The organism is Pseudomonas sp. AC255, assembly GCF_979258175.1.
The window spans coordinates 770,787-783,210 of the sequence record NZ_OZ409841.1 but is presented as its reverse complement, the minus strand read 5'-3'; the positions used below and the strand labels follow the sequence as shown (position 1 = coordinate 783,210).

At 59.0% G+C, this 12,424-nt stretch carries 14 protein-coding genes and 1 tRNA gene; all 15 read right to left on the bottom strand.

The annotated features are described in order from the left end of the window. Positions 1 to 133 precede the first annotated feature (133 nt). Positions 134 to 209, bottom strand: a tRNA-Lys gene (locus ACZZ0K_RS03685). 63 nt (positions 210 to 272) lie between these two features. Continuing rightward, on the bottom strand, positions 273 to 965 hold the full coding sequence (gene queC, locus ACZZ0K_RS03680) for a 7-cyano-7-deazaguanine synthase QueC (protein WP_041479788.1): 693 nt from the start codon (positions 963 to 965) through the stop codon (positions 273 to 275). A 1-nt stretch (position 966) separates the two neighbouring features. After that, on the bottom strand, positions 967 to 1,614 hold the full coding sequence (queE, locus tag ACZZ0K_RS03675) for a 7-carboxy-7-deazaguanine synthase QueE (RefSeq protein ID WP_252878773.1): 648 nt from the start codon (positions 1,612 to 1,614) through the stop codon (positions 967 to 969). Between the two features lie 167 nt (positions 1,615 to 1,781). Then, entirely contained in the window at positions 1,782 to 2,621 is an 840-nt protein-coding gene (gene ybgF / locus ACZZ0K_RS03670) for a tol-pal system protein YbgF (protein ID WP_024014085.1), read from the bottom strand. A gap of 6 nt (positions 2,622 to 2,627) precedes the next feature. Then, on the bottom strand, positions 2,628 to 3,125 hold the full coding sequence (pal, locus tag ACZZ0K_RS03665) for a peptidoglycan-associated lipoprotein Pal (protein WP_003178634.1): 498 nt from the start codon (positions 3,123 to 3,125) through the stop codon (positions 2,628 to 2,630). A 52-nt stretch (positions 3,126 to 3,177) separates the two neighbouring features. Beyond that, a complete protein-coding gene (gene tolB / locus ACZZ0K_RS03660) occupies positions 3,178 to 4,458 on the bottom strand; it encodes a Tol-Pal system beta propeller repeat protein TolB (RefSeq protein WP_082367955.1) in 1,281 nt (426 codons plus the stop codon). A gap of 17 nt (positions 4,459 to 4,475) precedes the next feature. Further along, on the bottom strand, positions 4,476 to 5,552 hold the full coding sequence (gene tolA / locus ACZZ0K_RS03655) for a cell envelope integrity protein TolA (protein ID WP_150741944.1): 1,077 nt from the start codon (positions 5,550 to 5,552) through the stop codon (positions 4,476 to 4,478). Continuing rightward, complete coding sequence (gene tolR, locus ACZZ0K_RS03650; protein ID WP_163012734.1) at positions 5,552 to 6,004, bottom strand: protein TolR; 453 nt, start codon at positions 6,002 to 6,004, stop codon at positions 5,552 to 5,554. The genes tolA and tolR overlap by 1 nt, the downstream gene beginning before the upstream one ends. 23 nt (positions 6,005 to 6,027) lie before the next feature. Beyond that, positions 6,028 to 6,723, bottom strand: coding sequence for a protein TolQ (gene tolQ / locus ACZZ0K_RS03645; protein ID WP_008080223.1), 696 nt, complete (start codon positions 6,721 to 6,723; stop codon positions 6,028 to 6,030). Then, positions 6,713 to 7,180 carry a tol-pal system-associated acyl-CoA thioesterase gene (gene ybgC / locus ACZZ0K_RS03640; protein WP_150741943.1) on the bottom strand — a complete coding sequence of 156 codons (468 nt, stop codon included), beginning with the start codon at positions 7,178 to 7,180 and terminating at the stop codon, positions 6,713 to 6,715. Before ybgC ends, tolQ begins: the two co-directional genes overlap by 11 nt. Positions 7,181 to 7,307: 127 nt before the next feature. Then, complete coding sequence (gene ruvB / locus ACZZ0K_RS03635) at positions 7,308 to 8,369, bottom strand: Holliday junction branch migration DNA helicase RuvB (RefSeq protein ID WP_024014087.1); 1,062 nt, start codon at positions 8,367 to 8,369, stop codon at positions 7,308 to 7,310. Beyond that, complete coding sequence (gene ruvA / locus ACZZ0K_RS03630) at positions 8,370 to 8,978, bottom strand: Holliday junction branch migration protein RuvA (RefSeq protein WP_024014088.1); 609 nt, start codon at positions 8,976 to 8,978, stop codon at positions 8,370 to 8,372. 114 nt (positions 8,979 to 9,092) lie between these two features. Next, complete coding sequence (gene ruvC / locus ACZZ0K_RS03625) at positions 9,093 to 9,620, bottom strand: crossover junction endodeoxyribonuclease RuvC (RefSeq protein ID WP_016773501.1); 528 nt, start codon at positions 9,618 to 9,620, stop codon at positions 9,093 to 9,095. Between the two features lie 157 nt (positions 9,621 to 9,777). Beyond that, on the bottom strand, positions 9,778 to 10,524 hold the full coding sequence (locus ACZZ0K_RS03620) for a YebC/PmpR family DNA-binding transcriptional regulator (protein ID WP_024014089.1): 747 nt from the start codon (positions 10,522 to 10,524) through the stop codon (positions 9,778 to 9,780). 119 nt (positions 10,525 to 10,643) lie between these two features. Continuing rightward, entirely contained in the window at positions 10,644 to 12,419 is a 1,776-nt protein-coding gene (gene aspS, locus ACZZ0K_RS03615; protein ID WP_041479793.1) for an aspartate--tRNA ligase, read from the bottom strand. Positions 12,420 to 12,424: the final 5 nt, after the last annotated feature.

The window sequence follows — 12,424 nt, the reverse complement described above, 5'->3', positions numbered from 1 at the left end:
CCGTTGATACAAAAGATGATTCTGACCTGTGTCAGGCCGCCCGCGCTGAAACATCGAACGCCCGAATTGCAGGCAAAAAAACCCGGAAATCCTCACTTTCGTGGGCCTTCCGGATTTTCTAAACCGCCAAATATGGTGGGTCGTGTGGGATTCGAACCTACGACCAATTGGTTAAAAGCCAACTGCTCTACCAACTGAGCTAACGACCCGCTGTGTGGTGGCGCGTATAATACTGATTTTTAAGGACTATTCAACACCTTTTTTGAAAAAGATCAAAAATAAGGAGTTGGATCGCTCACACCCGCCGCCGCGAAGCCTTCAGCACGCAGGCGGCAGCTGTCGCATTTGCCGCAGGCGCGGCCGTCATCGTCTGCCTGATAGCAGGAAACCGTCAGGCCATAATCCACGCCCAGCTTCACGCCAGCCTGGACGATCTGCGCCTTGCTCAGGTTTTGCAGTGGCGCCTGAATGCGGAAGCCATTGCCTTCCACGCCCGCTTTGGTGGCCAGGTTGGCCATGCGCTCGAACGACTCGATGAACTCGGGACGGCAATCCGGGTAGCCGGAATAATCCACTGCATTGACGCCGATGAAGATGTCGCGCGCGCCGAGCACTTCGGCCCAACCCAGCGCCAACGACAGAAACACGGTGTTGCGCGCCGGCACATAAGTCACCGGAATGCCTTCGCCCAGCTCTTCCGGAATGTCGATGCTGGTGTCAGTCAGCGCCGAGCCGCCCATGCCGTTGAGATTCAGGCCAATGACCTTGTGCTCGACCACTCCCAGATCGCGAGCAACGCGGGCGGCGGCATGCAATTCAGCATGGGAGCGCTGGCCGTAATCGAAGCTCATGGTGTAGCAGGCGTAGCCTTCGGCGCGTGCCATCGCCACGACGGTGGCCGAGTCGAGGCCGCCCGAAAGCAGGATAACGGCACGTTTTTCGGTAGTGTTCAGTTGTTCAATCATCTCAGCGCCCCGGCTCATCATTCCATAGATATTTATGCAACTGCAGTTGCAGCCGCACTGGCAGGTTATCTGCCACCACCCAATCCGCCAGATCCCTGGCATTGAGGTCATGATGACTTGGGGAGAAAAGCACTTCACCCGCACGTCGATCAAGCCCGTACTGGATCAGTTTCGATACCGCCCAGTCATAGTCTTCCCGCGAGCAGATGACAAACTTCACCTGATCGTTGCGGGTCAGCAGTTCGATGTTCTCGTAACGGTTGCGATGGGCTTCTTTCGAGCCCGGCGTTTTCAGGTCGACGACGCGACTGACACGCGGATCGACGGCGGACACGTCGAGGGCGCCGCTGGTTTCCAGCGACACCTCGTAACCGGCATCACACAACCGTTCAAGCAAAGGAATGGCGTTCGGCTGAGCCAACGGCTCACCGCCGGTGACACAGACGTAGCGCGGACGATATCCGGCCACTTGCTCAACGATGTCGTCGAGGGTGCGGACGGTGCCGCCGCTGAACGCATAAGCGCTGTCGCAGTATTGGCAACGCAACGGGCAACCGGTCAGGCGCACGAAAACCGTGGGCAGCCCGGCAGTCCGAGTTTCCCCCTGCAACGAGTAGAAAACTTCGGTGATTCTCAATGTGTCTTGCATAGTCGCCACGGGCGTAACAGCTAAACAGGCTGTCCGCCTCCGTCAGGCACTTCAGGCAATCCCGCCAACGCGTAGACCACAAGAAGCGTGTTTCAGAAAAAGGGCGTGAATTCTAACGAAAAAACCCGCGACAAGCGCGGGTTTCTTCAAAACACGGATGAACAGGCTTACATGCGCTGCAAATCACGCTGGGCCAGCTGCGCGGCGGAAGTGCCCGGATATTGGGACACCACCTGCTGCAGAATGCCTTTGACCTTGTCGGTATGACCGAGGCGGCGTTCTACGTCAGCCAGCTTGTACAGCGAATCCGGCACTTTGTTGTGCTTGGGATACAGCTGCGAAACCTTGGCAAAGGCCTGACCTGCACCTTGCAGATCACCCTTGGCCAGGTTCACTTCGCCCAACCAGTATTGAGCGTTGCCCGCGTACTGGCTGTTGGGGTATTTGCGCAGGAAAGCGGCGAAGGCCTGGCTGGCCTTGTCGAAATCCTTGGCTTTGATCAGGTCGAAAGCGGCATCGTAATACAGCTTTTCCTTGGCCGGATCAGCCGGTTCGCTACCCGCAGCAGGGGCCTGGGCTGCCGCAGCAGCACCCGCACCTGCGGCAGCACCGGCAGCAGCACTTGCATCGCCACCGGCAGAAGAATTCTCGGGAGTCGCGGCTGGTGCAACGCCGGATCCTATGCGCCGATCAAGATCCTGGTATCGCTCCAGGGATTCCTGCTTCATGCGCGAAACCTGATTCTGCAGTTCTTCGATCACGCCCTGTTGGCGCGAGATCTGATCCTGCATCTGTTGCAATTGGTTGAACAGCATGCCTTGTGCCGAGGCAGGGGCCGAAGCCGCTCCCCCGGCATAGGCGCCGTTCGTACCGTAACCCGCAGGCGGATAACTGCTCCCGCTATTGTTATAACCGGAGTTGTCATCGACCACAGGAACCGCAGCCCACGCCGCAAGCGGCGCGAGGCTGAGAGCCAGAACAGTTACAGCACGACGGCACGTTCGCATATCGAATTACTTACGCAGTTCGACGCGACGGTTCTGGGCCCAGGACTGCTCGTCGTTGCCGGTAGCAACTGGACGCTCTTCGCCGTAGGAAACCAGTTCCAGCTGAGCTGGGGAAACACCTTGCAGTACCAGGTAGCGCTGAACGGCTTTCGCACGACGCTCGCCCAGTGCCATGTTGTACTCACGAGTACCACGTTCGTCGGTGTTGCCTTCCAGAACAACGCGAGCGCCGTTTGCTTTCAGGTCTTTGGCGTGAACGTCCAGAGCGCGCATGGCTTCTGGCTTCAGGTCCGAGCTGTCGTATTCGAAGTAGAAGGTGGTGATTGCGCGCAGAGCAGCTTCTTCGCTCAGGGAACCGTCAACGGCACCGGTGTTTGCGCCGTAACCAGCGTTTGGATCAACAGCGCCTTCACCGGCGTTGTCGCCGCCTTTGGACGAGCAACCTACAGCTACAGCCATGGCCAGAGCCAGCGCAGCAAATTTACCAAACTTCAGCATTTCCATCGTGAAACTCCTAATGAACCCCAGTGTGTTAAGTAAAACGTGTAGCGCCCGCTCACTTCAGGTAAGGGGACCAGGACGGTTCTCTGACTTCGCCTTGAGCGGTAGGAAGCGGGAGCCTCACGCGTCCATTAATGGACACGAGCATCAAGACTCCCCGGCCCTGTTGGCGGGTGGCGTAGATTACCATGGTGCCGTTGGGCGCAACAGTAGGTGACTCGTCCAGAGTGCTATCAGTGAGGATCTTTACACTACCCCGCTGCAGATCCTGAGCTGCCACCTTGAAATTGGTGAAGCCATCCTGACGATGAATCATCACCAAAGTCTTTTCATCAGCCGAAAGTTTCGGGTTGGCGTTGTAGTTGCCCACGAACGTCACACGCTCGGCACCACCGCCACCGACGCTGGTTTTATAGATTTGCGGCTTGCCGCCACGGTCCGAGGTGAAATAGATGGTCGAGCCATCCTTGCCCCAGAACGGTTCGGTATTGATGCCTTGGCCGTTGGTTACGCGGCTGATCTGGCGCGAACCGAGGTTCATCACGTAGATGTCCGGGTTACCGTCTTTCGACAGCACGAACGCCAGGCGATTGCCATCCGGCGACCAGGCTGGCGCGCCATTGAGGCCTTCGAAGTTGGTGATCTGCTCACGGCGACCGGTGTCGATGTTCTGCATGAAGATACGCGGACGCTTCTGCTCGAACGACACGTAGGCGATACGCTTGCCGTCCGGTGCAAAACGCGGCGACAGGATCGGCTCGCGCGATTGCAGCAGAGTCACTGCGCGGGCACCGTCATAGTCGGAGCGTTGCAGCGTGTAACGGGTGTTTTTCTCGGAAAAACGCTCGGCCGTTACGTACAGCAAACGTGTCGAGAAGGCACCGTCAATACCGGTCAGCTTCTGGAACGACTGATCGGAAATGAAGTGCGCCATGTCACGGATCTGGTCGGTCGTGCCGGAAACACTGCCGTCCGCCACTTTCTGCTCGGTGGCGACGTTGAACAGTGCCCACTGCACCTGCAGGCGACCACCGGCTGGAGCGATGCTGCCGACCATCACGTATTGAGCACCCAATGCCTTCCAGTCACGGAAGATGATTTCGCTCGGCTGGCTTGGCTGGCTGATCATGTTTTGCTTGGGGATCGGCGCGTAGTAGCCCGAGTTGCGCAAATCGTTACCGATGATTTCCGCCATGTCATCCGGTAGCACGGCACCGCCCTGCATGCCGAACGGTACGACGGCGATCGGAGTTGCCCGGTCAGTGCCACTGCTGATCAGGATGTTCTTTTCGTCTGCTACCGCTATCCCTGCAAGGCAGCAGATAACGACCAGCATTGATCGAAGAATATTTCTCACAAGCCTAAATCCTCAGGATTGAATGTCATCTTGAATGAACGATACGGAGCAAAATCACTAGGGCTCAAGCCCTGCATTTCCGTCAACCGCCCGATGTTCTTGACTGCAGCTACCGCCGAAGCGTCAAAAGGAGCATCGCCGCTGGACTTCGTGACCGCGGCGCCCGTTACGGTACCGTCCGGCAACATACTGATCCGCAGCTCTACCTTCATGCCTTTACGTGCCGAAGGCGGAAGATTCCAACCCTCCGAAACACGCAGCCTGATCAGATCATCGAAATCACCCGCGACGCTGTCGCCGAGTTCATCAGCCTTGGTCGCTGCCCGATCAGTCTTGTCCGAAAGCAACTCAGCCAATGCCTGGGCCTTTTTATCTTCAGCCGATTTACGAGCTGCGTCCTGGGCCTTTTTCTTGGCAGCGTCAGCAGCAGCCTTTTTCTTCGCATCTTCGGCGACTTTCTTCTTCGCCTCTTCAGCTTCAGCTTTCTTCTTGGCGTCTTCGGCGGCTTTCTTCTTCGCGTCTTCGACGATCTTCTTCTTGGCTTCTTCAGCAGCGGCTTTCTTGGCCTCTTCTTCAGCAGCCTTTTTCGCCTCGTCTTCGGCCTTCTTCTTGGCTATATCAGCCAATTGTTTCTCTTCGGCCTTTTTGGCTTCGGCTTTCTTCGCGTCGTCGGCTTTCTTGGCTTCATCAGCCTTTTTCGCTTCGTCCGCTTTCTTCGCCTCGTCGGCCTTCTTGGCTTCCTCGGCCTTTTGAGCCGCTTCCTCTTTCTTTTGTTCCGCCGCCTTCACCGCTTCCTGCTCGATCTTTTTCTGTTCGAGCTGTTCGACTTCAGTCTGGCGCGCGGCAGTTTTCTTCGCCTCACCCGCAATCTTCTGATTGGTCTGGGTAGTCGCCGGACTTTTCGATTTCAGCTGGTACAGAGTCGCCTGGACGATCGGCTTGGCCGGCGGCAGTTCGGGCGTGAAGGCAAAACTGACGAACAGCATGCCAAACACCAGCACGTGCAGGACGATTGCCAGAACACTAGGCCAGAAGTAGCTTTCCGAGGCGGACGGCTCTCGCTGTTGCTGCATCAGGGGGCCTCGGTAATCAGACCAACGTTACCGACCCCGGCTTTCTGCAACCCGCCCATTGCACCCATGACGGCGCCGTAGTCGACAGTCTTGTCGCCACGAATGAACACCTGGGTGCGTTTGCCGTTTTCAGTGCCAGTGCGAATGATCTTGGTCACCGCGTCGGTCATTTGCGGCAGGGTCATGGCCCTGTCCTGTTGCTTCTCGGTGTCGACTTCGCTGCCAAGGTTCCAGTAGTAGGTCTTGTCAGCCTTGATCGAAATGGTCAGGACCTGAGTGTTGTTGTCCTGCGGCAAGGCTTCGCTGGAAACCTTGGGCAGATCAACTTTCACGCCCTGATTGAGCATCGGCGCGGTCACCATGAAGATGACCAGCAGCACCAACATCACGTCGATGTAGGGCACCACGTTCATCTCGGCGACCGGCTTGCGCTTTTTGCGAGCTCGAGCGATTAAAGCCATCGGGAAATACCTGCTTATTCTTCGCTGGTGTGCACTTTGCGGTGCAGGATCGCCTGGAATTCATCGGCGAACGTGTAGTAGCGGCCCAGCAAGGTTTCGCTGCGCGCAGCAAAACGGTTGTAAGCGATGACCGCCGGGATCGCAGCGAACAGGCCGATCGCGGTGGCGATGAGGGCTTCGGCGATACCCGGGGCAACGGTGGCCAGGGTCGCTTGCTGGGCGCTGGCCAGACCGCGGAAGGAGTTCATGATCCCCCACACGGTGCCGAACAGACCGATGTAAGGGCTGACCGAACCGACGGTGGCGAGGAACGGCAGGCTCTGCTCGAGCTTCTCTTCTTCGCGCGAGATGGCCACACGCATGGCACGGGCGACACCTTCCATCACGGCTTCAGGATCGACACCTGGCTGCTGACGCAGACGGGAGAATTCCTTGAAACCCGCACGGAAGATCTGCTCCACGCCCGAATCCGGATCAGGGTTGCTGCCAGCCTGACGGTACAGTTTGGACAGGTCGATACCCGACCAGAAGCGCTCTTCGAAGCTCTCCAGGGCACGTCGACCGGCACGCAGCAAATTGCTGCGCTGAAAGATCATGATCCATGAGGTCACCGATGCGGCCACCAGGGTCAACATTACCAACTGCACCACGATGCTGGCATTGCTGACCAGGCTCCACATGGAGGAATGGTCGACGACGTTAGCTTCCACGCTTTATCTCCTGCTTTGAGTGTGTACCCGGGCCGACCGCGTCGGCGAAGGCCGCACGCAGGTCTTCGGGAAGGGCCCGGGGTTTCAAACTGTCGGTGCGCACGCAGGCCACCAAAAACTGCCCTTCGCAGAGCAGCACATTATCCGTGGCCCGCCTGACCTGCTGTTTGAAGCGCAGGCTGGCACGGTTCAATTCGATTACATCAGCGCTTACCAGCAGTTCGTCATCCAGTCGCGCCGGCGCGTGGTAGCGCGCTTCGCTGGAATGCACGACGAACAACAGGTCCTCTCCGGCAAGCGTAGATTGGGCAAAACCCAGTTCCCGTAGCCGCTCGGTTCGAGCCCGTTCCATAAACTTGAGGTAATTAACGTAATACACGATGCCGCCCGCGTCGGTGTCCTCGTAATAAACGCGACAACGATGTGCGAACGGCTCAAGCCCGTTTTGCGCGCGCATACTCTAGTGCTTACTCCTCAGGTTGCCAATCCGGCCAGACAACTGTTTTTCGTGGTTTCAAAGCTTTAACGCAAAAGTACCGTCGTCTGACAGTACAAACCCTGAATAAATCACCAGCAAATGTGTATCAATCGTCGACGGCGTCGAGAAACTCGTCTGCCACGGGCATCTCGCCCATGCGTGACGGAACATTCAAACCGAAATGCAGATAGGCATGCCGCGTCACCACCCTGCCCCGTGGCGTGCGCATGATGTAGCCCTGCTGGATCAGATATGGCTCGAGCACGTCTTCAATGGTGTGGCGTTCTTCACTGATCGCCGCCGCCAGACTGTCGATACCGACCGGGCCGCCGTCGAACTTCTCGATCATGGTCAGCAGCAGACGCCGGTCCTGGTGATCGAAACCGTGTTCGTCGACGTCCAGCAGGTTCAGCGCCAGATCCGCCACCGCTTTGGTGATGTGTCCCTTGGCGCGTACTTCAGCGAAATCGCGCACCCGCCGCAGCAGACGGTTGGCAATTCGCGGCGTGCCACGGGCGCGACGGGCGATCTCGAACGAACCTTCCGGGTCCAGCGGCAGACCGAGAATTGCCGCCGAACGACTGACGATCGTTGCCAGATCCGCCGTGCTGTAGAACTCCAGACGCTGGACGATACCGAAGCGATCACGCAACGGATTGGTCAGCATGCCGGCGCGGGTGGTGGCGCCGACCAGAGTGAAAGGCGGCAGATCGAGTTTGATCGAGCGCGCTGCCGGCCCTTCGCCGATCATGATGTCGAGCTGGAAATCTTCCATCGCCGGATACAGCACTTCTTCAACGATCGGCGACAGACGATGGATTTCGTCGATGAACAACACATCGTGCGGCTCAAGATTGGTCAGCAACGCGGCCAGATCACCCGGGCGTTCCAGCACTGGCCCGGAGGTGCTCTTGATCGACACGCCCATTTCCTGAGCAATGATGTTCGCCAGCGTGGTCTTGCCCAGCCCCGGCGGGCCGAAGATCAGGGTGTGATCGAGGGACTCGCTGCGGCCACGGGCAGCCTGGATAAACAGTTCCATCTGCTCGCGCACGGTCGGCTGGCCAATGTAGTCGGCCAGGCTGACCGGGCGGATGGCCCGATCCTGGACTTCTTCGCGCTCGCGCGGGCTGTGCGCGGCAGCGATCAGACGATCAGCTTCAATCACTTAAATCATTCCCTTCAGAGCGCGGCGGATCAGGTCTTCGCTGCTCAGGTTCTTGTCTTTGATCGCGGAAATCGCCTTGCTCGCTTCCTGCGGCTTGTAGCCCAGCGAGATCAACGCGCTGACCGCATCGGTCTCGGCACTGTTGACCGGCGCCGGGCCGTCCGGCTGATTCGGCACCAGCGCGAACATCGCCGGCGAAGTTTCCCAGGCCTTGAAGCGATCTTTCAATTCCACCAGCAAACGCTCGGCGGTTTTCTTGCCAACCCCCGGCACCTTGGTCAGCGCCGAAGTGTCCTGAGACTGCACGCAGCGCACCAGCTCGTCGACTTCCAGGCTCGACATCAACGCCAGCGCCAGTTTCGGTCCGACGCCGTTGAGACGGATCAGCTCGCGAAAGAAGTCTCGCTCACGCTTGCCGGCAAAACCATAGAGCAATTGCGCATCTTCGCGTACGACCAAATGGGTGTGCAGGGTCAGCGGTTCGCCGACCGACGGCAGACGATAAAGGGTGGTCATGGGCACTTCCACCTCATAGCCAAGGCCATTGACATCGAGAATCAGGTGCGGCGGCTGTTTTTCAGCCAGGGTGCCGCGCAAGCGTCCAATCACGTTTTGAATCCTTGAGCGCTGGCCAGCCGTGGGCTGGCGACGATTGAAGGTGGCTTGCGCGCCGGCAACACAGGCACCGCGAAGCCACTTTCAGGAAAATTGATGCTGATGCTATCAGAGACGCAGGCGCCCGCCACGACTGCGTGCGGTTCCCAGACCGTGCGGCAGCAGGCTGGAGCGCGTGTGCGCATGGCAAATGGCAATCGCGAGAGCGTCGGAGGCGTCGATCTGCGGCTTGCTGGTCAACTTGAGCATGTGCATGACCATCATCTGCACCTGCTCCTTATTGGCCGCACCGGTGCCGACCACCGCCTGTTTGACTTGCGTGGCGGTGTACTCGGCGATTTCCAGACACTCTTCGGCGCCGGCGACAATCGCAGCGCCCCGCGCCTGTCCGAGCTTCAGCGCCGAGTCGGCGTTTTTCGCCATGAACACCTTTTCGATGCCCATGGTCACCGGGCCGTAGGTCTTGATGATTTCGCGCACGCCGCGATAGACGATCTGCAGACGCTCATGCAGCTCGCCGGAGCCGGTGCGAATGCAGCCCGAGGCCACATAGATGCAGCCACCCCGCCCGGTATCGCGAACGATCCCGTAACCGGTGATGCGCGAACCGGGGTCGATACCAAGGATTAGAGTCATAACGCCTGCAGAAAATGATGCGAAAGCTGAGGGTACATGTAGGAGCTGCCGAAGGCTGCGATCTTTGTGTTTTTAAAAGATCAAAAGATCGCAGCCTTCGGCAGCTCCTACAGAAGAAGTGTAGAGCCAGCAAAAAACTGCGACCTTTCTATTTACATCAGCCAAGCTGAGCGGCGACGTCTTCCGGGATGTCCGCGTTGGAGTAGACGTTCTGCACGTCATCCAGGTCCTCAAGCATGTCGATCAGCTTGAGCACTTTCTCCGCACCTTCCAGATCCAGCTCGGCGCTCGTGGTCGGCTGCATGACGATTTCCGCATCATCGCCCTTGAACCCGGCCGCTTCCAGCGCGTTGCGCACCGCATAGAAACCGGTGAACGAGGTGAACACGTCGATCGAACCGTCTTCGTGGGTGACCACGTCATCGGCATCGGCTTCCAGCGCCGCTTCGGTCAGTGCGTCTTCATCGACGCCCGGGGCGAAACTGATCTGGCCCTTGCGCTCGAACAGATACGCCACCGAACCATCGGTGCCGAGGTTGCCGCCACACTTGCTGAACGCGTGACGCACAGCTGCCGCAGTGCGGTTGCGGTTGTCGGTCATGCACTCGACCATCACCGCCACACCGCCCGGGCCGTAACCTTCGTAGGTCAGTTCTTCAACGTTGTCCGCTTCAGTGGCGCCGGCACCGCGCGCGACGGCACGGTCGATGATGTCGCGACTCATGTTCGCGCTCAACGCCTTGTCCAGTGCCAGACGCAGACGCGGGTTGGAACCCGGATCACCGCCACCCTGACGGGCCGCAACGGTCAGTTCACGGATCCACTTGGTGAAGATCTTGCCCCTCTTGGCATCCTGACGTTCTTTGCGGTGCTTGATGTTTGCCCACTTGGAATGACCTGCCATAACTTGCTCCGAATGCTCTTTGAAACCTTGCCCGCCCCGCCGAGGCAGCGGCCGGCAATTGAAAAATTCGACCTGAGAAAGAAAAAAGGCGCATCCGAAGATGCGCCTTCAGGCCCGTCTTACTCAGCCTTTGGCGTTTCGCGCAGGCGAATGTGCAGCTCGCGCAATGCCTTGGCATCCACTACGCCCGGAGCCTGCGTCATCACGTCGGCAGCACTCTGGGTTTTCGGGAAGGCGATCACTTCACGGATCGACTGGGCGCCGGTCATCAGCATCACCAGACGGTCCAGACCGAAGGCCAGACCACCGTGCGGCGGTGCACCGTACTTCAGCGCGTCGAGCAGGAAGCCGAACTTCTCTTCCTGTTCCGCTTCATTGATGCCCAGCAGACGGAATACCGCTTGCTGCATTTCCTTGCGATGGATACGGATCGAACCGCCGCCCAGCTCGGTGCCGTTCAAGACCATGTCGTACGCACGGGACAGTGCGCCGGCCGGGTTGGCTTCGAGTTCCTGAGGGGTGCACTTCGGTGCGGTGAACGGGTGGTGCAGCGCCGAGAAGCTGCCGTCGTCGTTCTCTTCGAACATCGGGAAGTCGACGACCCACATTGGCGCCCACTCGCAGGTCAGCAGCTTCAGGTCGTGACCGAGCTTGATACGCAGCGCGCCCAGGGCTTCGCTGACGATCTTGGCCTTGTCGGCACCGAAGAACACGATATCGCCATCGACTGCGCCAACGCGATCGAGGATCACGTTGAGCTTGTCTTCCGGGATGTTCTTCACGATCGGCGATTGCAGACCTTCAACACCGGCGGCACGCTCGTTGACCTTGATGTACGCCAGGCCCTTGGCACCGTAGATGCCGACGAACTTGGTGTAGTCGTCGATCTGCTTGCGCGGCATGCTCGCCCCGCCTGGAACACGCAGTGCGGCGATGCGGCACTTCGGATCGTTGGCCGGGCCGCTGAAGACTTTGAAGTCGACTTCTTTCAACTGGTCGGCAACGTCAACCAGTTCCAGCGGAATACGCAGGTCCGGCTTGTCCGAACCGTAGCGGCGCATGGCTTCTTCGAAGGTCATGTGCGGGAATTCGCCGAACTCCAGGTTCAGCACTTCCTTGAACAGGTTGCGGATCATCTGCTCGGTCAGGCCCATGATCTCTTTTTCATCGAGGAAGCTGGTCTCGATGTCGATCTGGGTGAATTCCGGCTGACGGTCGGCACGCAGGTCTTCGTCACGGAAGCACTTGGCGATCTGGTAGTAACGGTCGAAGCCGGCCACCATCAGCAGTTGCTTGAACAGCTGCGGCGATTGCGGCAGGGCGAAGAACGAACCGGCGTGGGTACGGCTCGGCACCAGATAGTCACGCGCACCTTCCGGAGTGGCCCGGGTCAGGATCGGCGTTTCGACGTCGAGGAAGCCGTTCTCGTCGAGGAAGCGACGGATGCTGGTGGTCATGCGCGAGCGCAGACGCAGCTTCTCGGCCATTTCCGGACGACGCAGGTCGAGGAAGCGATAGCGCAGGCGGGTTTCTTCGCCGACGTCGGAGAACTCGTTGAGCGGGAACGGCGGGGTTTCCGACTCGTTCAGCACTTCGAGTTCGTAACCGAGCACTTCGATCATGCCCGAAGCCATGTTGGCGTTGGTCGCACCGGCCGGACGCAGACGCACCTTGCCGGTGATCTTCACGACGTATTCGCTGCGCACGCGATCGGCGGCGGCGAAGCTCTCGGCGCGATCCGGGTCGAACACCACCTGAGCCAGACCATCACGATCACGGATATCGAGGAAAATCACCCCGCCGTGGTCGCGGCGACGGTGAACCCATCCGCAAAGGGTAATTTCCTGGCCTTCCAGGCTTTCGTTCAGTTGGCCGCAATAGTGGCTGCGCATCATGGTGT